Consider the following 21,619-nt stretch of genomic DNA (forward strand, 5'->3'; position numbering starts at 1 on the left):
ATGGGGCAGGGGGCGGCTATCCCGCCGCCCCCTGCCGGAACCGCCCCGGCGAGCAACCGACCCGGCCCGTGAAGAACCGGTTAAAATAGGCGGGGTCACTGAACCCCAGCTCAAACGCCACCTCCGCCACGCCCAGATCGCTATAGAGCAGGCTGCGTTTCGCCTCCGCCAACAACCGGTCATGCAGCAGGTCGATGGGTGGATGGCCGGTGACCGCGATGCAGGCCGCGCGAAGGCGGCCCGACGTCACGCCCAGCGCGTCAGCAAACTGCGCCACGCCCCATCCGGCCCGGTACTGTTCCTCAATCAGATCACGGTAGCGCGCGACCAGGGCCGCCCGTGGCCCTCGTGCCGCCCCGCCACCGCCCGCCGACAGGCGCGCGGCGCGCCAGGCATGGACCAGCAGCGCCATCAGCGCCGCTTCCACCAGCAGGGAGCGGCCCACCCCGCCGCCCGCCATCTCTGCCTCCAAAAGGGCCGCCAGCCGCAGGCAATCCGCCCCATCGCCGCCAAGCGGTACAGCCGATGCCTGCCCGAACAGATCGCCCAGCCCCGGTTCCCGCCGCGCCAGCCTGCGCAGCATCGGCTCCACGAACGTGACCACATGTCCCTGGCTGTCGGCGTTCCAGTTGAAGCCATGCACCTCCCCCGCCGGGATCAGCAACAGGCAGGGCGCCGTGAAAGCCTCTTTGTCCCCCCCCGCCAACAAATCCCCGCCGCCCGTGGCAATGACCAGCACATGGTTCAAGTCGGCATGGGCGTGTGGCCGAATCTGCCATCCGCTGGGCTGGCTGCGCCGTTCCAGGGTTTCGGCATGGATGAAATGTTCATCTGCCTTGGCCTCCGCCTCTCCGTACAGAAAGAAGCGAGGCACGGGATTGCTGGCTTTGCGGATCATGCAGCGCAGCATGTCAAAGGATCGATGAAAAATCCAACTTTTTACACGATGCGTGTCCTGCCTCAATGGTTCGCCGACGCTATCATCCCGTCAATAGCCAACATAACATAGGGAGGAGGATGGCGATGCGCACACAGGTTGCCATCATCGGTGCCGGCCCCGCCGGATTGCTTCTGGCCCATCTTTTGTACAAGGCGGGCGTGGAATGCGTGATCCTGGAACGCCGTGACCGTGCCTATGTCGAAAGCCGCATCCGTGCCGGCATCCTGGAACAGGTGACGGTCGATCTGCTGCGGCAGGTGGGCGTGCATGACCGCATGGACCGCGAGGGCCTGCCGCATGACGGCTTCGCGCTGTCCACCGATGGCGACAATACCCGCATCGACATGAAAGCGCTGACCGGCAAATCCGTCATGGTCTATGGCCAGACGGAGGTGACGCGTGACCTGATCGATGCCGCCATCCACCGTGATATCCCTCTGCTGTTCGAGACGCAGGACGTTGCCCTGCACGACATCACCAGCGTGCGGCCCCGCGTCACTTTCCGGCATGATGGCATTGATCGCGTTCTGGAATGCGACTTCATCGCGGGTTGTGACGGGTTCCATGGCGTTGCACGCGCCAGCATTCCCGCCGACGTGCTGCGCACCTTTGAGCGTGTGTACCCGTTCGGGTGGCTGGGTGTGCTGGCCGATGTGCCGCCGTGCGACCATGAACTGATCTATGCCAGCCATGAACGCGGCTTCGCGTTGGCCTCCATGCGCTCCAACACCCGCTCGCGCTATTATGTGCAGGTGGCCAATACCGAGAAGGTGGAGGATTGGTCGGACGATCGGTTCTGGGATGAACTGTGCCTGCGCCTGGGGGGCGAAGTCGCCCCCCGTGTCACGCGTGGGCCCTCGATTGAAAAATCCATCGCGCCGCTGCGTAGTTTCGTGGCCGAACCGATGCGCCATGGCAACCTGTTCCTGGCCGGGGATGCCGCCCATATCGTGCCGCCGACGGGGGCCAAGGGTCTTAATCTGGCCGCCACCGACGTTGCCTATCTGGCCGACGGGTTGGCCGATCATTACCGGGGCAATCAGGCCGGCATCAACGCCTATTCCGCCCGCGCACTCGCCCGCGTATGGAAGGCCGAACGCTTCTCCTGGTGGTTCACCAGTCTGATGCATCGTTTCCCAGAAACCGACGCCTTTGGCCGCCGCATGCAGATTGCGGAACTGAGCTATCTGCGCGGCTCCCACGCGGCGCAGCAGTCGCTGGCGGAAAACTATGTGGGGCTTCCGCTGCACTGACAATAATGCCCGGAGCCCTTTCAAACCCAAGGTCCATCCCGGCGGTATCATTGCTGCCAGGAATTTAATTTGGACTCCGAATTAAGTTCCTGGTGGTAAATCCCGTGAATGGACATTTCCATAGCCTGCTGGCTTGAGAGCGCTGATCTGGCGGCTCATTCCTGATCCAAAAAACCATGCCTGACCCGCGTGCGGCACCTTTGACTTGGGTGCTGCGATGCGACATAAAGGTCAGGCATGAACGAGACTGATTTCGACGCTTTGCATGAAAGCGCCACCGCGTTCCCCCGCATCGGGGCTGGCGCGGACATGGACCGGGCGGACGCCACGGTTATTCCCTTCCACCGCTATACCGACTATGACCGCCGCTGGCCCGTGCCGGGCAAGGGCGAAGTTTTGGTTGTGCCATTGGGTGGCCTGGGCCGCATCGGCATGAACTGGACCCTGTACGGCCATGATGGTGCCTGGGTCTTGGTCGATGCGGGTATTGCCTTCCCCGATCCTGATACGACGGGCGTGGACTGTATCGTCCCGCACCCCGCCTTTCTGGCCCCCATTCGCGACCGCTTGCTGGCCCTGGTGGTTACCCACGCGCATGAGGACCATATCGGCGGCATCGACCGGCTGTGGCCGCAGGGCATCGACTGCCCCATCTATGCCACGCCGTTCGCGACCAAGCTGATCTCCCGCCGGTTGGACGAGGCTGGTGTGCTGGAAAAGGTGGAGTTGAACAGCTACCCAGTGGGTGGCGCGTTCAACATCGGGCCTTTCGGCTTCCGCTCCATCCGCATGACCCATTCGATCCCGGAACCGGTGGCACTGGCCATCGATACGGCGGCAGGCACCGTCCTGCATACCGGCGACTGGAAGTTCGATCCGGAGCCCGGCATCGGTCAGGCCACCGATTTCGATGCTCTGCGCAAGCTGGGTGACGATGGCGTGCTGGCCATGCTGTGTGACAGCACCAACGCGCACAAGGATCTGCCGTCAACGTCCGAAGCGCAGGTGCGCCGCGCCTTTGACCGGCTGTTCGCCACGCGCAAGGGTCAGATCGCCATCTGCTGCTTCGCCACCAATGTGGCGCGCGTGGCGTCTGCCATCTCCGCCGCCGCCGATGCAGGCCGTCAGGTGGCGCTGGCCGGACGTTCCATGCGCAATTGCGAGGAGGTGGCCCGTGACCTGGGCCTGCTTAACCATGTACCGGAACCGCTGACCGAACCCGCCCATCTGAAGGGTCTGGACCGCAACAAGATCGCCCTGATCTGCACCGGCGGGCAGGGCGAGGAAAAGGCGGCCCTGGCCAAGCTGGCGCGCGGCGAACGCCGTTTTCCGCCCTTCGGCGCCGGTGACACGGTGGTCCTGTCGGCCCGCGTCATCCCCGGCAATGAAGAGTCGGTGGAAAAGGTCGTCTCCAAGCTGCGCGCGCGCGGGGTGGAGGTGCTGATGGGGCATGAGCTGATGGGTGGCGAGCCGCTGCACGTCTCCGGCCATCCCGGTGCCAACGAGCTCCGCGAACTCTATGCCCTGGTCCGTCCGCGCATCGCCTTGCCGGTGCATGGCACCGACATGCATCTGGCGGCCCATGCCCGTCTGGCCCGCACGGCTGGCTGTCAGGCCGCCATCGTGGCGGAAGAGGCGGAGGTGATCCGCCTGTCAGACGGCGGTTCCCGCGTCCTGGGCCGGGTCAACGCCCCGCTTCTGGCGATCAAGAGCGAGCCGAACGGCGACCGCGCGACCTATGATCCCGGCAAGGTGCTGGTGGCGGGGCAGGTTTAATCCTGCCCCATACGGCGGATTCACCCCCGGCCCTTGGTGTTGACCAGCGCCACACCGCCCAGGGCCAGGACCCCACCGGCCAGTGTCGTCCAGACGGGCAACTCGCCCGTCATCGGCACGGCCACCGTGGAGGCGACCACGGGCACCATATAGAGAAAGTTTGAGCCCCGCGCCGCGCCGAAATGGCCCAGGGCATAGGTCCAGGCGGCATAGCCGATGGCGGCGGGAAACAGCGCCAGGAACAGCAGGGCCGCCTGCACCTGCCAACTGGCCGCCAATGCCTGCTGCACCCCCTGACCCAGCCAGGGCGACAGCCACAGCGCGCCGGCTGCCAAGGTCAGCGCCGATGAGGGCAGGGCGCCATAGCGCGCCACCAGCGGTCGTTGCAGCACGAAATAGGTGGCGGTGGCCAGTGCCGCCCCGATCAGCAGCGTGGCGCCGCTGCCAAAGCGCAGCCCGCCCGGCTGTCCCGACGCGATCAGGCCGACGCCGGCCATGCTGATCCCCATGCCGATCCAGGCCCAGCGGCGGAACCTTTCCTTCAGGAACAGGGTCGCGAAGATCACGGTCAGGACCGGGGCAACATTCACGATGAAGCTGGCCGCCCCCGCCGCCACTGTCTTCTGTCCGGTATTCAGCAGCAGGTTATAAAGCGCGATCCCGATCCCGCCGCAGGCCGCGAACCGCACCGCATCCATGCCGCGCGGCAGCTTGGGCCGCGTCACCAACAGAAAGATCAGGGCCAGCGTTCCGGCCATGGCAAACCGCGCCGCCGCCAGCGGCAACGGGTCCATGCCGCCCAGCGCCAGACGGATGGAGGGAAAGGCCGATCCCCAGCTTACCACCGTCACCAGGACGGCAAGGGCGGGCAGGAAGCGTGACCGGGGCAGGGGGATGGCAAGGGCCGTCATGGGAGAGTTTCCGTTCGGGGGCGACATGATGGTGATCCTGCCTGATTGCGATTTGTTGACATAGCGTACTGATGACGGCACACCTGTACGCATGACGCACAGCTTATCCCTGCCGCCCCTGGAAAGCCTGACCGCCGTTCTGGCCGCCGGCCGCACCGGTTCCTTTTCCGCCGCCGCCCAGGAACTGGGCGTCACCCACGCCGCCATCAGCCGCCGGGTACAGGCTGCGGAAAGCTGGCTGGGGGTGGCTCTGTTCGAACGGCATGGGCGCGGCGTCCGCACCACGCCCGATGGCGACCGCTTCATCGCGCGGGTGGGGGAGGCGTTCAACATGATCGCTCGTTCCGGCGACCAATGGCGTCACCGCCGTGGGACAGAGATTGTGCGCCTCTCCATCCTGCCGGCCTTCGCCAAGCTCTGGCTGTTCCGGATGCTGGGCAAATTGCAGGATGCTCACCTGCGCTTCGACCTTCTGGTCGAACATCGGCTGGCCGATCTGGAAAAGGGAGAGGTCGACATCGCGGTACGGTGCGGCAATGGCCAATGGACGGGGGTGAACTGTACGCCCCTTTTTCAGGAAATGGTCTATCCCGTTGCCTCTCCATCGCTGGCCGCCCGTCTGGGACCCAACCCGTCTGTCGCCACCATCATGGCCGAAACCCTGGTGCATGACAGTACCGTCACCTCCTGGCGGGCCTGGCTGGCGGCCCATGACGTGCAGTACAGCAAGCCCCGGCCTTAGGACATACGGTTTGAGGATTACGACACCGTGCTGGCCGCGCTGGAGGTAGGGTTGGGGATCGGCATGCTGCGGTCACCCCTGGGCGATGCCTGGGTGGCCGATGGCCGGCTGGTGCCGCTCAGCCCACTCTGGGTCCCCAACCCCTATCTCTATCACCTTGTCACCCGCACCGGCACGCCGCGCCCCGCCGTGGCGGAGGCACGGGACCGTTTGCTGGCACTGGCCGCTGAATTCAGGCCGACGCCCCCGCCATCAGGGCGTTGATCTGACCATAGGGCATGGCATCGGCACAGATCGGATCGGACACGCCATCCCGCAGGAAGGCCCCGCCGATGGCCGCCACCCGGCCCCAGAGATATTCCGGCAGGGCCGAACCCGCCGACAGTCGCTTCACACCCAACCTCGACAGTTCCGCCGCCGGCAACAGACCGGGGCGGGCCATCACATTCATCGGTACTTTAACATTATCCGCTATATATTTGATTTCTTTTGAATCGGTCACGCCAGCTGGAAACAAACCGGAGGCTCCGGAAGCTGTATACAGCTGCCCACGCCGTGCCACCTCTGCCGCGCGTTCCCCTGCCGGGGCTAGCCCCTTCAGATAGACATCGGTACGGGCATTGATGAACAGACCCGGCCCCACGGCGGCACGGATGGCCTGGATCTTGGCGGCCAGTAGGTCGGGCGTGCCCGCCCCATCCTCGATATTCACGCCGACAACACCCGTCGTCACGATGCGGCGTGCCAGATCGGCGACGGCGGCGGGATCGTCGCTATAGCCAGCTTCCATATCGATGCTGACGGGCAGGTCGGGCACGGCGCGCACAATGGTGGTGGCGGCATGCAGCAGCAAATCCGCCGGCAGTTTGTTGCCGTCGGCCACGCCCAGGGCCCAGGCAAGACCAGCACTGGTGGTGGCAATGGCCTGGGCCCCCAGATTGCGCATCATCCGCGCGCTGCCCCCGTCCCAGACATTGCACAGGATCAGGGGGCCATCGCCCCGGTGCAGGGCGTCGAAAATCTCAAGCTTTGTCTTGGTCATGATGCCTTTTCCAGGGAAAGCGGAAATACGGGAAGATCAAGGTGACGGCAGGCATAGGCACCCCAGGGATGCCATCTTCGCTCGCCTTCATAAATCGGAACGGGCCCGTCCCATGGGGCCGGTACCCGCCGTCCGGGCCAGTCCGCCACCAGCGGGGCCAGGACGGGGTCTTGCGACAGATGGGCGTTGATAGTCGCCATATCCGCCGACAGGTCGAACCGCCGCCGCAGCCGGGCCGCGATGCCCGACAGTGACTTGATATCGCCGGTGCGGATCACGGCCTTCAGCGCGTCCTGGCCGGGAAGGGCAGTGACTGTGACCTCGCCATCGGACAGTTGCCGCCTCCAGACCCCGTCCGCCACCTGCTCCGCTGCATCACCTCGCGCCGCGATGGCATTCAGCAGATCGGGCCAGTCCAGGGGTGGGCGGTAACGCAGGCGAAGGATCACCCCATCCTGCGCCACGCTGCCCTCCGCCCGGTCCGACGTCAGGGCCTGCCGGCGCAGATCACGCGGCGCACGGCCATAAAGTGACTGGAACGTCTCATTGAAGCGCCGGATGCTGCCAAAGCCGGATGCCAGCGCCACCTCTGCCATGGGCAGCGCCGTCTCATGCAGCAGCTGCTTGGCGAACAGCACGCGCCGTGTCTGCGCCACGGCGATGGGACTGGCGCCCAGATGCTGCTTGAACAGGCGGCGCAGCTGCCGTTCCCCCACGCCCAGCCGACCGGCCAGGACATCGACGCTGGCTTCCTCCCCATCCAGCGCGCCTTCCGCAATCAGGGCCAGCCCGCGCGAGACGGTGTTGGAGGTGCCGCGCCAGACGGCAAGGTCAGGTGCGGCTTCAGGCCGGCAGCGCAGGCAGGGCCGAAACCCCGCCTCCTGTGCTGCGGCTGCCGTTGGATAGAAGCGGCAATTCTCCGCCTTGGGCGTGCGGGCCGGGCAGATGGGGCGGCAGTAGATGCCGGTGGTCAGCACCGCCGTGAAGAATCGCCCGTCAAAGCGGGCATCCCTGGTTTCAACAGCGCGGTAGCAGGCGGTGGGGTCGAGCGTTTCCATGCCCCGATCCTGCCACGGGCCACCCAAGGCGGCTCGCGGTTTTCGGACATGGACGATGCAACAGCAATACCGGTTACGGGAAGCGGCAGACCTCGCCCGTAACCTCCACAAACGACCGGGCACCGGCACCGACCGTCAGGCGCACTTCCTTGTCGCTGGAGATCAGATTGTGGGTCAGTGGCAGGACGCCATTGACCTCGTCCACCTTGCCATTGGCATCGGTGAAGCGGAGCTTCACGGGCTTGGTCGGATCGTACCAGGCTTCCGGGCTGCCGCCATCATTGCGGGCGGGCACACCCTCACCCGTCACGATGATGGCGCCATCGGCAAAGGCCACCTGCGTGTTTGATCCGCGATAGATCGGGGTGGGCAGCACGAATCGCTTCGTGTCGGGCCTGGCACAGGAACGGGGGTTGCTGGTCTGTTCGATGACGAATGCCATGCGTTCTGGGTTCACACCCTCGGCCAGCTTGCGGGCCACCAGTTCGGTGATCTTGGCCAGTTCGCCGCTCGGCACCTCACGCTGCAGCCGGATTTCCAGCTCGTTGGCGCGGATTTCCTGGGTCTGGGCGATCTGCTGCAATTGCTGGGCGCGGCGTTCGGCCTTGTCCTTGGCCGCCGTCATATTCGCCAATTCTTCCTGTATGGAGCCTTCGCGGGATTTCAGCTGCTCCACGCCAACCAGATAGGAGAATCCTGCGACACCACCCAGTACAGCCAGGACCAGGGCAGCCTTGCCCACACGGCCCCAGATGCGACGGCGGTAGCGGCGGCGGTGGTCGTAGAGGCCGTAGCTCATCTCTTCCCAGGCAAATCAACAGGATGGGTCGGACCCGTCCACATGGACGGCATGCCCGACCCTAACCCAGCCTGTAAGACAATTACAAGGGGCGGGGATTGATCTCGTCAACCCTTGGGCAACGCCTTTTCAATGGCGGCGGTCAATTCGGCGCTGTCCGGCGTCACCTTGGAACCATAGGCCTCGATCAGCTTGCCATCGGTGCCGATCAGATACTTGTGGAAATTCCACTTCGGCTCGCCCTTCTGGTCGGCCAGCCACTTGTACATCGGGTGGGCATTGGGGCCCTTCACCGGTTCCTTCGTTGTCATGGGGAAGTCGATGGCGAAGTTGACCTCGCAGAATTCCTTGATCTCCTTGGCACTGCCCGGCTCCTGCCCACCGAAATCATTCGACGGCACGCCCAGCACGACCAGCCCCTTGTCCTTGTACTTCTCCCACAGGGCCTGCAGGCCCTTATACTGCGGCGTGTAACCGCACATGGAGGCGGTATTGACCACCAGCACGGTCTTGCCGCGATAGGCATCAAACTTCAGCGGGCTGCCCTCAATGGCGGTAAAGCCGAAATCATAGGCGTTGGCCGCCTGCGCGGTACCGGTCATGCCCATCACCCCCATCATCGCCAGACCACCGGCCAGCGCCAGCATGGCCCGCCGGCCCAGGGTCGTCACCTTGTCACCCATGATGCACCTGTAAAAAGAACGTTCGTGGTGACAATGTAGTACGGGCGGGCCGTCCGTCCAGGCCTATCAAAGCCTTGTGGCTACCTGTCTGGAGCTGCCATTGCGTTCCAGACAGCGCTCAAGCGCATCAGCGCGGGCCTGTTCCGCACCCTTGGCCGGCATGGAGGCCTGAATATAGGCGGCGCAATTCGCGAAATGCGGATGTTCGTCGGCTACGGCCAGCGGCGGGCTGACGGCCTGCGGACCGCCACAGGCGGCCAGCATGAAGATCGGGATCAGAACCAGGATCAAGCGGCCCATCGCCGCCTCCTTTATTGCAGTGCAAAAGCATGGGCAGGATCAGCGATCCAGGCTTGTCGGAAAGTGATCCACCGCACATGCTGCCCCGCGTGGCTGTTACAAGAGGCCCCTGTGATGACCGACACGGCACCCCCCAACCTGCTTCTGTCCACCGACAGCCGGCTGGTAATCATTGACGTGCAGGACCGGCTGCTGGCCGCCATCGACGGCGCCGATGCCGTTGTGAGCAATTGTGTGAAGCTGGTGACGGCAGCTAACCGTCTGGGCGTGCCGGTCGCGGCCACCGAACAGAATCCCACCGGCATTGGCCCGACAACATCGGTCCTGGCCGCGCTGATCCCGCATACCTTTGGCAAATCACATTTCTCTGCCGCGCGTCAGGCCGATTTCCTGGCCTGGGCCGCCGCCGGGGGAACCATCCTACTGGCGGGCACCGAGGCGCATGTCTGCGTACTGCAAACCGCCTTGGAATTAAAAGCGCTCGGCCTGCGTGTCGCCGTCATCATCGACGCCGTCGGCTCCCGCACCGAAGCCAGCAAACAGGCGGCCCTCGACCGCCTGCGCTTCCACAGCGTGGAACTGGTCACGGTTGAGATGGTGCTGTTCGAATGGCTGGAACGCTATGACCGACCGGAATTCAAGGAACTGCTGCGGCTGATCAAGTGAGCTGCGTAGGTCAGGTCGAGCCGAAGGCGAGCCCTGACAGCATTGGATCGAAAGCCTTTTCTGTCAGGGTGCTAGTTCACTCCGACCGGACCTACCGCTTGATCATCCCCGCGCCTTCAACGCCCGGCGATGCTTGTGCAGCAGCGGTTCGGTATAGCCGCTGGGTTGTTCCACACCCTTGAACACCAGATCACAGGCCGCCTGAAACGCGATGGAGCTATCGAAATGCGGGGCCATGGGGCGATAGGCAGGGTCACCCGCATTCTGCCCGTCCACGACGGCGGCCATGCGTTTCATGACGGCCATCACCTGTGCCTCGGTACACACGCCATGCAACAGCCAGTTGGCGATATGCTGGCTGGAAATGCGCAAGGTAGCGCGGTCTTCCATCAGGCCGACATTGTGGATGTCGGGCACCTTGGAGCAACCGATCCCCTGATCGACCCAACGCACGACATAACCTAGAATGCCCTGTGCGTTGTTCTCCAACTCCTCGTTTATCTCCGCCTCGGACCAGTTGATGCCGCGTGCCAGCGGAATGGTCAGGATATCGCGCAGCGAAGCGCGGGGGCGGGTGGAGAGTTCGGCCTGCCGGGCCGCCACATCGACCTGATGGTAATGCAGGGCGTGCAGGGTGGCGGCGGTGGGTGAGGGGACCCAGGCGGTGGTGGCGCCGGCCATCGGGTGACCGACCTTGACCTTCAGCATCTCTGCCATCCGGTCGGGCATGGCCCACATGCCCTTGCCGATCTGCGCATGGGAACGGAAGCCGGCGGCCAGACCGTTATCGACGTTCCAGTTCTCATACGCCCCGATCCAGGCGGAGGCCTTCATGTCGGCCTTGCGGATCATGGGACCGGCTTGCATCGACGTGTGCATCTCATCGCCGGTGCGGTCCAGGAAGCCGGTATTGATGAAGCATACGCGGTCCTTGGCGGCGCGGATACATTCCTTCAGGTTGACGGTGGTGCGCCGCTCCTCATCCATGATGCCGATCTTCAGGGTGTGGCGGGTCAGGCCCAGCACATCCTCGATCCGGTCGAACAGATGGTTGGCAAAGGCCACTTCTTCCGGCCCATGCATCTTCGGCTTCACGATATAGACCGATCCGGCCCGGCTGTTGGACAGGCCGCCCGTGCGGCGCAGGTCGTGAAGCGCGATCAGGCTGGTGACTATACCATCCAGAATGCCCTCCGGCACCCAGGTTCCATCCGCAAAGGTCACGGCATCGATGGTCATCAAATGCCCGACATTGCGGATGAACAGCAGGGAACGGCCATGCAGCGTCACCGTGCCGGTGCCATCGGCGCTGGTGTAGCGGCGGTCGGGGTTCAGCGCGCGCTCCATCGTGCGTCCGCCCTTTTCGAACGTCGCCGTCAGGTCACCCTTCATCAGGCCCAGCCAGTTGCGATAGACGGTCACCTTGTCGGCGGCATCAACGGCGGCGATGCTGTCCTCACAATCCATGATGGCAGTCAGGGCCGATTCCAGCACGATATCGGCAACGCCGGCGGCATCGCCCTTACCGATGGGGTGCGTACGATCGATGACGATATCCAGGTGCAGGCCGTGATGGGCCAGCAGGATGTTGGTGGGGGCAGCCACGTCACCGTTATAGCCCTTGAACTGTGCCGCGTCGGCCAGCCCTGTCACCGACCCGTCAGCCAGCGTCACGGACAGCGCACCATCGGCCACACGATAACCCGTCGCGTCCTTGTGACTGCCGTTGGCCAGCGGCGCGGCGCGGTCCAGCACCTCCCGGCCCTTGGCGATCACCGCAGCCCCGCGCACGGGGTCATATCCCTTGGCCCCGGCGGTTCCGACATCGCCCAGCGCATCGGTGCCGTACAGCGCGTCATACAGGCTGCCCCAGCGGGCATTGGCGGCGTTCAGGGCGAAGCGGGTGTTCATTACCGGCACAACCAGCTGCGGTCCCGCCACCTGGCTGACTTCCGGGTCGGTGTTGGCGGTAGTTATGGCGAAATCCGGCCCTTCCGGTATGAGATAACCGATATCGCGCAGGAAAGCCTCATACGCATCCGGATCGATATCCTGCCCGCGCCGGGCAATGTGCCAGCCATCAATCTTGGCCTGTAACGCCTCGCGCCGGTCCAGCAACCGCTTGTTCACGGGCGCCAGATCATTGAACAGCGCCACGAAGCCCGACCAGAAGGCGGAAGGCTCCACACCGGTACCGGGCAGGGCCTCCGTCTCGATGAAGCGGTGCAGTTCGGCATCGACCTTCAGGCCGTTTATATCGACGGTGGCGGACATGGACGCGGACCTTCCCTGGCGGCTGGTGTTGTTTGTCCACCCCTATCAGTGCCCTTGTTGCCGCGCAACAGAGAATGGAAGTCTTTCCACAATGCGGAAAGATTGGTAGGTTCATGTGAACAATCACCGGAAGCGCCATGCCCAAACCCGCCACCGACAGCCCCGAACGCAACGGCAATGTCCAGGTCCTGACCCGCGCCATCGCCATCCTGAACCATCTGGCACAAGCCGATGGCGGGGCCAGCCTGACGGAGATCGGTAATGCCGTGGGCTTGGCGGCCTCCACCACCCATCGCCTGCTGACCTCGCTGGAGTCGGAGCGTTATGTGCGCTTCGATGCGGAAACCAAGCTTTGGTCGGTGGGTGTGCAGGCCTTCATCATGGGTAACGGCTTCCTGCGCACCCGCGATCTGGTCCGTCTGGCCCGGCCCCATATGCGGGCCTTGATGGAGGCCAGTGGCGAGACGGTAAACCTTGCCATCGAGGATCAGGGGGCGGCTGTCTACCTGTCGCAGGTCGAATGCCGGGAGATGATGCGCACCTTTGCGCGATTGGGCGCGCGGGTGCCCATGCATTGCTCTGGCGTCGGCAAGGCGCTTTTATCCGCATTGGGTGAGGCGGCGCTGATCCGTCATGTGGAAAGGCATGGCCTAACCCGGATGACGGCCCGAACCCTGACCGACAGGCAGGGTTTGAGCGCGGATCTGGCTGCGGCACGGGCACGTGGCTACGCCATCGACGATGAGGAACACGCCGTTGGTCTGCGATGTGTGGCGGCGCCGATCTTCAATGAACATGGCGATCCGGTTGGTGCCGTCTCACTTTCTGGCCCCATGGCACGCATAACCGATACGCGTATGCCCGTGCTGGGTGGGCTGGTCGGGCAGGCGGCAGGACGCATCATGGCGGAAATTGGCGGTAATCCTGGACTTTAAGTGGAAGACTGGCATGCCTATGTCTTCTCTTATACCATTCGAAATAAGGCGAAACGCTTGGGGCCATTTTGGGCCAGACAGCGTTAGACTGTTGAAGAGACGTTGAGTTCACGATTGCAGGATTTCCGGTCCATGGGGCAACAGAAGCAAATCCTGGTTGTTGAGGACGAGTTCCTGATCGCCATCCATGTGGCTGACATCATGGCCGACCTGGGTTTTGGTGTGATTGGACCCGCCGGAAACATCCAGCAGGCATTGGCCCTGATTGATGAAGGTCGTCTGGACGGCGCAATCCTGGACGTCAACCTGTCCGGGCAACTGGTATTTCCCGTGGCATCGGCCCTGGCTGCCCGCAACGTTCCCTTCATCCTGACCAGCGGTTATGACGTGGCGGGTTTGCCGGCAGAATGGAGGGACCGTCCGGTCCTTCGCAAACCGGTGGCGGAACGGGACCTGGCCCGTCTGGCACGATCGGTCTTCCTGGCAGAGACAGGCGAAATGATGAAGGTGGCGGGTGTCGGCCAGGCTTGAGACGGAAGCTCTACACGGTGCCCGGCGCATCCTGCTGGTGGAAGACAGCCCCACGCAGGCCCTGCGCCTCCAGATACTGCTGGAGGACGAGGGGTACACTGTCGAACTGGTAGACAGCGCAGAGGCGGCGCTTCCCGTTCTGAACCGCACGCTGCCGCACCTGCTGATCGTTGATCATCATCTGCCGGGCATGCAGGGTGGCGATCTTTGCCGGTTGATCCGCTTGCATGTGGCAACCCTTTCCATGCCCATCCTGATGCTCACCGCCGACGAAACCCCGGCCCGTCAGCGCGAAGGCCTGGACAGTGGCGCCGACGATTTCCTGCCCAAATCCACCGACCCGGCCGTGCTGCTGCTGCGTGTGCGGCAGCTGCTGCGTCATGCGCGGCGCGACGATGATATGGATGTACTGCCGCAGACGCAGTTCCGGCAGCCGCGTGCCCTGCTGGTCGGGTTTGAATCTGTCCTGGAATACGCCCTTCGCGCGCTGCTGCTGGAGGAGGGGTGCCGGATAACGGCGGTCAAGACGGCCACATTGGCCCTGTCGCACCTGGCGCTGGAGCCGCAGGATGTGATTTTGGTCAATGATCAACTGGCGGACATGGACGGGTTGGAGCTTTGCCGGCAATGCCGGTCCAGCCTGGGTACCGGTACTGCCTTGATCCTGGCTTTGGGTGGGCAGCAGGATTTGGACCGGGTCCACCGGCTGCTGGGTGCGGGCGTCGACGATCTGTTCGATCCAAAGGCCCCGCTGCCGCCGCTGCGTGCGCGACTGCGTGCCATCCTGCGCCGCCGTTTTCTGGAAGAACAGAACCGGCGCCTTTTGGCCGATTTCCGGGAAAGGGAAGGGCGCGCCTTGCGGTTGGAGGCGGAACGCAACGCCGCTCGCACACGGGCCATGCTGGCCGACCAGTTGGCGACGGTGAACCGGCGCCTCGCAGACCAGGCATTGATTACCGCCACCATCACCCGAAATGTGCCCGCAGCATTGATCCTGACCAATGGCGCGGGCATGGCGACATACCTTAACCCGCCCGCCATCGGCCTTCTGGGGGCTGAGCTGGAAGGCGCATCCTTGTTTGAAAAACTGGGCGTAACCCTGGGAAAGGGCGACATTCCCATCCCGGCCGTTGCGGAAAGTGCCGCAACCCTTGAACGCCCCGATGGGCAAATGGTCCCGGTTCTGTATTCGATCACCCCGCTGGATGGTGATGAGGGGCCGGCAGGTGCCGTTGTGCAGATCATCGACGTTACTGAACGCCGTCAGGCCGAAGAACGGCAGGAACTGCTGATGGCGGAACTGTCGCACAGGGTGAAGAACACGCTGGCCACGGTGCTGTCGATCGGCAAGCAGACCCGCCGGCGTCATGCCGATACGGACAGTTTCTGGCAATCGTTCGAGGGCCGGCTGCGGGCGCTGTCTGAGACGCATAACCTGCTAGCCGATCATTTCTGGGAATGGGTGCAGTTGGCCGACGTCATCCGGCATGAGGTGACCCCCTATGCCCAGGAACCACATGATGTGCGTATCGATGGCCCCGCCATCGATTTGCGGCCCAAGGCGGCACTGGCCCTGGCACTGGTCTTCCACGAACTGGCCACTAACGCCGCCAAGTACGGAGCCTTCTCACAGGCCGGAGGGCATCTGGAAGTGCTGTGGACCCTGACCGATGGGGAACAGCCGTGCATCCATCTGAGCTGGAAGGAAACTGGCGGCCCGCAGACGGCGGTGCCGACAACCTCCGGCTTCGGCACGACCCTGATCCAGCGCTCGCTGGCCTACGAACTGCAAGGCGCCACGGCATTGCGGTTTGAACCTGACGGCCTGCGCTGCGACATCGAATTCCCGTTCAGCGATGTGATCAGGCGCCGAACCGGGGGGTGACGCAACGCCGAACTGGTAACCATTAAAAATAGAATCCACCTAACCATCTGATTGTAAAAGAGAGTCGCACTTCAAAATAGAATCCACCCCCCACGCATAAAAAACGTGATAATATATCTTATGGAAATTACTGTTCGTTCTGGCGACGATAGGCAGATCGATGCCGCAAAAAATATCCTGCTGCTGTCCGCCGCGCCCATTTCGGCAGCATTGACTGCCGCCCCCCGCATTTCCGCATATACGCACCGCATGCAGGGATAATCTGATCCAAGACGCCGCAAAAAGGCGCATCGCAGCGAACGGGGGTTCACGGCATGACCAGCATCACGGGTATGGACGGACAGGCCAAAGCAGCGGGTGCCGGCAGGACGCTGGCCGCCGCCAAGGCGCATGCGCGTCTGGTGGCGATTGACGCGCTGCGCGGTCTGGTCATGGTTTTCATGCTGGTGGACCATGTGCGGGAGACTTGGTTCCTGCACATGCAGGTCACGGACCCGGTCGATACGACAACGACGGACCCTGGCCTGTTTTTCACGCGGCTTCTGTCCACCTTCTGCGCCCCGACTTTCGTGGCGCTGACCGGCCTGTCGGCCTGGCTCTACGGCCAGTCGCACAGCAAGGCCGAGACGTCGATGTTCCTGTTGAAGCGCGGGCTTTTTCTGATCTTCCTGGAACTGACTTTCGTAGGCTTTGCTTGGTCGGCGCAGTTTCCGCCGCAGACCTTCTGGCTGCAGGTAATCTGGGCCATCGGCATCTCGATGATCGTGCTGGCCGGGCTGCTGCATCTGCCGCGCACGGCGCAGGTGGCGCTGGGGCTGGTCATTGTGCTGGGGCATAATCTGCTGGACCCGATCCGGCTGGCGCCCGGCGATGCGTTCTATGAGATTTGGGCCGTGCTGCATCAGCGGTCGGTGATCCAACTGGGCGGCGGCCTGATTGCCAAGACCACCTACCCCATCCTGCCCTGGATCGGCGTCATCCTGCTGGGCTATGCCAGCGGCCCTTGGTTCGCCAAGGGTAGCGACGCGATGGTCCGCTGCCGCCGCCTGATCCTGACCGGCAGCATCATGCTGGTCGGGTTTGTCATCATCCGCGCCTTGAACGTTTATGGTGACAAGCCCTGGGTGCCGGGCGTCGACACACTGCACAGCGTCATGGCTTTCCTGTCGCTGACCAAATATCCGCCGTCGCTGCTGTTCCTGCTGCCGACGGTCGGCACGGGTGTGCTGCTGCTGGCTCTGTTTGAAAAGTATCAGGACAGCAGGATCATGCCCTATCTCGCCATGTTCGGCGGGGCGCCCATGTTCTTCTATCTGCTGCATCTTTATGTGCTGAAGGCGCTCTACCTGGTCGCCGTTGCCCTGTATGGGCTGAACAAGGGTCAGTTCTTCGGCGTGGACAATGTTTCCACCGTCTGGATCTGGGTCGCCATCCTGCTGGTGCCGCTCTATCTGCCCACCCGCTGGTTCGCGGGCCTGAAGCAGCGCCGCCGTGACATCTGGTGGCTGAAATACCTGTAACAGCGCCGAAATAGCGCGGGTTTCGCCCCGGCATAATCCGCGCATTTGGGCCTTACAACAATAGAACACACCGCCGCAACCGGCTGCTTCGAGCAAAATTATCTGCCGTACGGCCTAAGCTGATCGGGTGAGGGGACAAGGACCTCGGGTCTTTTAAAAAAGGTCTTGCCCCGGAGGAACGTTATAACATAACAGGCGGCACGAGATAACGGCCCTTCAGGGTCAGCGCCGCAATGAGTGAACAGCGGAGCAGCTTCACAAAGGGGATCAACGATGTATGTGACTAACCAGTTCCGCCTGGCGCTTGCCGCCACCGCCGCCTGCGTGGCCCTTGCGCCTGTGGCGATCGCCCAGCCCGCCGATGGCGCCCTGGATGAGATCATTGTCGTGGGCCAGCGTCAGGCCTATCGCGGCGACGTCGCCTTGAAAGACACGCCGCAGGCCGTCCAGGTTCTGGATGGTGCCTTGTTGCAGGATCTGGGCATCACGAAGCTGGAAGGTGCCCTGGAACTGGCGTCTGGCATCGCCAAGCAGAATAATTTCGGCGGCCTCTGGGACAGCTTTGCGGTCCGCGGCTTTGCCGGTGACGAGAATTTCCCGTCGGGCTTCCTGGTCAATGGCTTCAATGGCGGCCGTGGTTACGGCGGCCCCCGCGATGCCTCCAACGTGGAACGGATCGAAGTCCTGAAGGGCCCCAATTCCGCTCTGTTCGGTCGTGGGGAGCCCGGCGGTACGGTGAACATCATCACCAAGAAGCCTGAATTCAAGACCAAGGGTAGCGTCGCAGCCTCTGCCGGTAGCTATGACACCTACCGTGTCGAAGGCGATATCACCGGCCCCGTCACACAGAGCATCGCCGTGCGCCTGAACGCGGCATACGAGGATGCCGGCAGCTTCCGCGACACGCTGGACAGCAAGAAGCTGGTCGCCTCCCCCTCCATCCTGGCCGTCCTGACAGAGGATACGACACTGTCCTATGAGATGGAGTATGTGAACCAGAAGGTGCCGTTTGACCGCGGTATCGTGGCCGTGAACGGCGATCTTGGCGCCCTGCCCATCTCCCGTTTCCTGGGTGAACCGGGCGACGGTCCTATCGAGATCGATGTGCTGGGCCATCAGGTACAGTTGCAGCATGATCTGAACGATAATTGGGCTGTGCTGCTGGGTGGCAGCTACAAGGAGACTTCGTTCGAGGGCTTCTCCACCGAGGCGGAACTAGCCGGTGGGCGCCAGACGCTGAATTCCACCAATCAATATCTGTCGCGTCAGCGCCGTCAGCGCGACTATGACACCGAACATGGTGTGGTGCGTGGTGAACTGTCCGGCACCTTCACGACGGGCGCTGTCACCCATCACCTGATTGCCGGCGCCGACTGGGACAAGTTCACCATCGACACGCTGCAACGCCGTTATCGTCCACCGGCTTACACCGCCGGTCGCCCGATCACGACCGCCAACAACGCCATCGACGTGTTCAACCCTGTCTATGGCAATCTTGCCACCCCCAATGCTGTCTTGACCAACACCCACGAGGTTCAGGACGCCTGGGGCATCTACCTGCAGGACCAGATCGACATCACAGAGAATTTTAAGATCCGCTTCGGCGGCCGTTATGACGATTTCAAGCGTAACCTGCGCGACAATGCCGTAGCGCTGTCGGCCACCAATCCCAAGGTCCGTTCCTATACGGAATTCAGCCCGCAGGGTGGCATCGTCTATAACGCCACGGACGAAATCAGCCTCTATGCCAGCTATGGCAAAGGTTTCCGTCCCAACAGCGGCAGCGCCGCCAATGGTACCCTGTTCGAGCCGGAAAAGTCCAAGTCCTACGAGGTGGGCGCCAAGTATGAGAGCGAGGATGGCCGCCTGAACAGTACCGTCTCGCTGTTCACCATGAAGAAGAGCAACGTACTGACGGCCGACCCGGTCAATGCCGGCTTCTCTATGGCCGTCGGGTCCGCCCGCAGCAAGGGCATGGAATTCGATCTGAACGCCAAGCTGCCTGCCGATACTCGCCTGTTCATCACATATGCCTATACCGACGCCGAGGTGGCGGAGGATTTCCTCGATCCGAATTTCGCCCTGCCGATCCGCGAGGGTGACGCGCTGATCAATGTGCCCAAGCACACGGCCAACCTGATGCTGTTCAAGGATTTCGAGGTCGGCACGGGTACGGCCAGTGTCGGCGGCGGCATCAACCATGTCTCCAAGCGTCTGGGCGAGACGGGTGTCAACTTCTTCCTGCCCAGCTACACGCTGGTGAAGCTCCAGGCCTCTTACGAGCCGATGGAGCAGGTGAAGCTTTCGGTCGATGTGAACAATCTGTTCGACAAGCGCTACTACGCTTCCTCCTACGCCCGCCTGTGGGTGGCGCCCGGTACGCCGCGCACCGTTACGGGCCGGGTTTCTTACAACTTCTGATCTCGCGCTCCTTCCTTGTAAACTCCACGCCCCCGCCCGATGGTTCCCCCTGGGCGGGGGTTTTTGTTTGTTCTGACAGGAGCGATCATCATGGCTTTCCTGTTCAAATCATCGGCGGAACGTGGCCGTGTCTGGGGTGAGGCCTTTACCCGGCTGCTGCCCGACATGCCATTCCGTACTTGGCCCGATGTAGGTGACGCCGGCGATATCCACTATATGGCGGCCTGGACGGTGACGCGTGACCTGCTGGAGGGGCTGCCCAACCTGGAGGTCCTATTCTCCGTGGGTGCGGGCGTGGACCAGTTGGACCTGTCGCAGGTGCCCGCCCATGTGCAGGTGGTGCGGATGATGGAACCGGGCCTGACCGACGGCATGGTGCAATACGCCACCTTCGCCACCCTGGCCCTGCACCGGGACATGCTGGATTACCGGACCGCACAGGCCGACCATCGCTGGGCCCCACGCCATCTCCTGCCGGCGGCACAGCGGTGTGTCGGGGTGATGGGCCTGGGCAATCTGGGCATGGCGGTGCTGAACGCCCTGCGCCCCTTCGGCTTCCCCTTGCGTGGGTGGAGCCGGTCGGGCAGCGCGGTGAATGGGGTGGAGATTTTCGCTGGCGCTGATGCCCTGCCCGCCTTTCTGTCGGGCTGCGATGTCCTGATCTGCCTGCTGCCGCTTACCGGGGAGACGCGCGGCATTTTGTGCCGCAAAAGCTTCGATCTTCTGCCGCGCGGTGCCGGCATCATCAATGTCGGGCGCGGCGGGCATCTGGTGGAGCATGATCTGCTGAGCGCTCTGGACAGTGGGCAGCTGTCAGGGGCGGTCATTGATGTGCTGAATACCGAACCGGCGGCGGCGGACCATCCATTCTGGTCGCATCCCCGTATCCTGTTGACCCCGCATGTGGCCAGCCAGACAAGAGATGATTCGTCCGTGGAGGTTATGATCGGCAATATCCGCCGCCATCAGGCAGGCCAGCCGATGCAAGGACAGGTGGATCGTTCGCGCGGATATTGAGCCCCGCGGGGTACAGCAGAACATGCCGCACAGGTGGCCGGCAAATCCGCATTCCCTGCTGTCCCCTTCCCGCTTTCGGACAGAAGTTCCGGTTTCACCATGGCCTAATATCTCTTGTGCAGGGGGCTGAACGGCCCCTCCCGATCTTCACCGCAGCAATGGAAAGACGACGCCATGGCCCCCTTCCGGCCCAAATACATCTCCTTCGACTGCTATGGCACGCTGACCCGTTTCCGCATGTCGGAGATGGCGCGCGAGATGTTCCCGGACCGTATCGCGCCCGAACATATGGAGAAGTTCTGCAAGGACTTCGCAGCATATCGCCTGGACGAGGTGCTGGGCGCCTGGAAGCCCTATGATCAGGTGATCCACAATGCCGTGGAGCGGACGTGCAAGAAGTGGAAGGTCGAGTTCCGGCCCGAGGAAGCGCGCCGCATCTATGACGCCGTCCCGACCTGGGGCCCCCATCCGGATGTGGCCGAAGGCCTGTCCAAGGTCGCCAAGGAAATCCCGCTGGTCATCCTGTCCAACGCCATGAACGAGCAGATCCACCATAATGTGGCCCTGCTGGGCGCGCCGTTCCACCGCGTCTATACGGCACAGCAGGCGCAGGCCTACAAGCCACGCTTCCAGGCGTTTGAATATATGTTCGATCAGCTGGGCTGTGGTCCGGAGGACATGATGCATGTCTCCTCCAGCTTCCGTTATGACCAGAACAGCGCCACCGACCTGGGCTTCGGCGCCCGTGTCTTCGTGGCGCGCGGTCATGAGCCGACCAACCCCAATTACCGCGATTACGAAATCCCGCATATCGGCATCCTGCCGGCGCTGCTGGGGTTGTGAGCGTCGTAGGTCAGGTCGAAGGC

At 63.2% G+C, this 21,619-nt stretch carries 18 protein-coding genes and 1 pseudogene; 11 read left to right on the forward strand and 8 right to left on the reverse strand.

Going from position 1 to position 21,619, the window contains the following annotated elements; genetic code table 11:
- Nucleotides 1-16: 16 nt before the first annotated feature.
- On the reverse strand, nt 17-910 hold the full coding sequence (locus tag ACT6Q8_RS11290; protein ID WP_054166556.1) for a helix-turn-helix domain-containing protein: 894 nt from the start codon (nt 908-910) through the stop codon (nt 17-19).
- Nucleotides 911-1,023: 113 nt separating this feature from the next.
- On the opposite strand from ACT6Q8_RS11290, the gene pobA reads away from it, so the two are divergent.
- Nucleotides 1,024-2,193 carry a 4-hydroxybenzoate 3-monooxygenase gene (pobA, locus tag ACT6Q8_RS11295; RefSeq protein WP_444732157.1) on the forward strand — a complete coding sequence of 390 codons (1,170 nt, stop codon included), beginning with the start codon at nt 1,024-1,026 and terminating at the stop codon, nt 2,191-2,193.
- A 237-nt stretch (nt 2,194-2,430) separates the two neighbouring features.
- The gene (locus ACT6Q8_RS11300) at nt 2,431-3,969 is read left to right on the forward strand and encodes a ribonuclease J (RefSeq protein ID WP_054166557.1); all 1,539 of its coding nucleotides are present in this window, start codon (nt 2,431-2,433) and stop codon (nt 3,967-3,969) included.
- Between the two features lie 20 nt (nt 3,970-3,989).
- On the opposite strand, the gene ACT6Q8_RS11305 is transcribed toward ACT6Q8_RS11300, so the two are convergent.
- Entirely contained in the window at nt 3,990-4,880 is an 891-nt protein-coding gene (locus tag ACT6Q8_RS11305) for a DMT family transporter (protein WP_054166558.1), read from the reverse strand.
- Nucleotides 4,881-4,971: 91 nt separating this feature from the next.
- On the opposite strand from ACT6Q8_RS11305, the pseudogene ACT6Q8_RS11310 reads away from it, so the two are divergent.
- A pseudogene (locus tag ACT6Q8_RS11310) lies at nt 4,972-5,886 on the forward strand (LysR substrate-binding domain-containing protein).
- Here ACT6Q8_RS11310 and ACT6Q8_RS11315 read toward each other — a convergent pair.
- From ACT6Q8_RS11315 to ACT6Q8_RS11335, 5 genes are all read right to left on the reverse strand, one after another.
- On the reverse strand, nt 5,855-6,664 hold the full coding sequence (locus tag ACT6Q8_RS11315) for an isocitrate lyase/PEP mutase family protein (RefSeq protein WP_444732156.1): 810 nt from the start codon (nt 6,662-6,664) through the stop codon (nt 5,855-5,857). The pseudogene ACT6Q8_RS11310 and the gene ACT6Q8_RS11315 overlap by 32 nt on opposite strands.
- A complete protein-coding gene (locus ACT6Q8_RS11320; RefSeq protein ID WP_054166561.1) occupies nt 6,661-7,722 on the reverse strand; it encodes a DNA-3-methyladenine glycosylase 2 family protein in 1,062 nt (353 codons plus the stop codon). Before ACT6Q8_RS11320 ends, ACT6Q8_RS11315 begins: the two co-directional genes overlap by 4 nt.
- A 73-nt stretch (nt 7,723-7,795) precedes the next feature.
- Nucleotides 7,796-8,521, reverse strand: a complete 726-nt coding sequence (locus tag ACT6Q8_RS11325; protein ID WP_054166562.1) for a hypothetical protein — start codon at nt 8,519-8,521, stop codon at nt 7,796-7,798.
- A 107-nt stretch (nt 8,522-8,628) separates the two neighbouring features.
- Nucleotides 8,629-9,204 carry a glutathione peroxidase gene (locus ACT6Q8_RS11330; protein WP_444732155.1) on the reverse strand — a complete coding sequence of 192 codons (576 nt, stop codon included), beginning with the start codon at nt 9,202-9,204 and terminating at the stop codon, nt 8,629-8,631.
- Nucleotides 9,205-9,270: 66 nt separating this feature from the next.
- Entirely contained in the window at nt 9,271-9,504 is a 234-nt protein-coding gene (locus tag ACT6Q8_RS11335; RefSeq protein ID WP_054166563.1) for a hypothetical protein, read from the reverse strand.
- Between the two features lie 114 nt (nt 9,505-9,618).
- On the opposite strand from ACT6Q8_RS11335, the gene ACT6Q8_RS11340 reads away from it, so the two are divergent.
- Nucleotides 9,619-10,170, forward strand: a complete 552-nt coding sequence (locus ACT6Q8_RS11340; protein WP_054166564.1) for an isochorismatase family protein — start codon at nt 9,619-9,621, stop codon at nt 10,168-10,170.
- Nucleotides 10,171-10,272: 102 nt separating this feature from the next.
- Here ACT6Q8_RS11340 and ACT6Q8_RS11345 read toward each other — a convergent pair whose 3' ends face one another.
- Nucleotides 10,273-12,444 (reverse strand): malate synthase G, encoded by a 2,172-nt coding sequence (locus ACT6Q8_RS11345; RefSeq protein WP_444732154.1) that lies wholly within the window; start codon nt 12,442-12,444, stop codon nt 10,273-10,275.
- A gap of 137 nt (nt 12,445-12,581) precedes the next feature.
- Between ACT6Q8_RS11345 and ACT6Q8_RS11350 the strand changes: the two genes are divergently transcribed.
- From ACT6Q8_RS11350 to ACT6Q8_RS11380, 7 genes are all read left to right on the forward strand, one after another.
- Complete coding sequence (locus ACT6Q8_RS11350; RefSeq protein WP_054166566.1) at nt 12,582-13,379, forward strand: IclR family transcriptional regulator domain-containing protein; 798 nt, start codon at nt 12,582-12,584, stop codon at nt 13,377-13,379.
- Nucleotides 13,380-13,511: 132 nt separating this feature from the next.
- Complete coding sequence (locus ACT6Q8_RS11355; RefSeq protein ID WP_054166614.1) at nt 13,512-13,910, forward strand: response regulator; 399 nt, start codon at nt 13,512-13,514, stop codon at nt 13,908-13,910.
- The gene (locus ACT6Q8_RS11360; RefSeq protein WP_444732153.1) at nt 13,894-15,795 is read left to right on the forward strand and encodes a response regulator; all 1,902 of its coding nucleotides are present in this window, start codon (nt 13,894-13,896) and stop codon (nt 15,793-15,795) included. The genes ACT6Q8_RS11355 and ACT6Q8_RS11360 overlap by 17 nt, the downstream gene beginning before the upstream one ends.
- Nucleotides 15,796-16,109: 314 nt before the next feature.
- Complete coding sequence (locus ACT6Q8_RS11365) at nt 16,110-17,315, forward strand: DUF1624 domain-containing protein (RefSeq protein WP_444732152.1); 1,206 nt, start codon at nt 16,110-16,112, stop codon at nt 17,313-17,315.
- 273 nt (nt 17,316-17,588) lie between these two features.
- Entirely contained in the window at nt 17,589-19,736 is a 2,148-nt protein-coding gene (locus tag ACT6Q8_RS11370; RefSeq protein WP_054169422.1) for a TonB-dependent siderophore receptor, read from the forward strand.
- Nucleotides 19,737-19,826: 90 nt separating this feature from the next.
- Nucleotides 19,827-20,753 carry a 2-hydroxyacid dehydrogenase gene (locus ACT6Q8_RS11375; protein WP_444732151.1) on the forward strand — a complete coding sequence of 309 codons (927 nt, stop codon included), beginning with the start codon at nt 19,827-19,829 and terminating at the stop codon, nt 20,751-20,753.
- A gap of 174 nt (nt 20,754-20,927) precedes the next feature.
- Entirely contained in the window at nt 20,928-21,596 is a 669-nt protein-coding gene (locus tag ACT6Q8_RS11380) for a haloacid dehalogenase type II (RefSeq protein ID WP_444732150.1), read from the forward strand.
- The last annotated feature ends 23 nt before the right edge of the window (nt 21,597-21,619 follow it).

It is taken from the genome of Niveispirillum sp. (assembly GCF_052437035.1).
In the GTDB taxonomy this organism is placed as follows: domain Bacteria; phylum Pseudomonadota; class Alphaproteobacteria; order Azospirillales; family Azospirillaceae; genus Niveispirillum.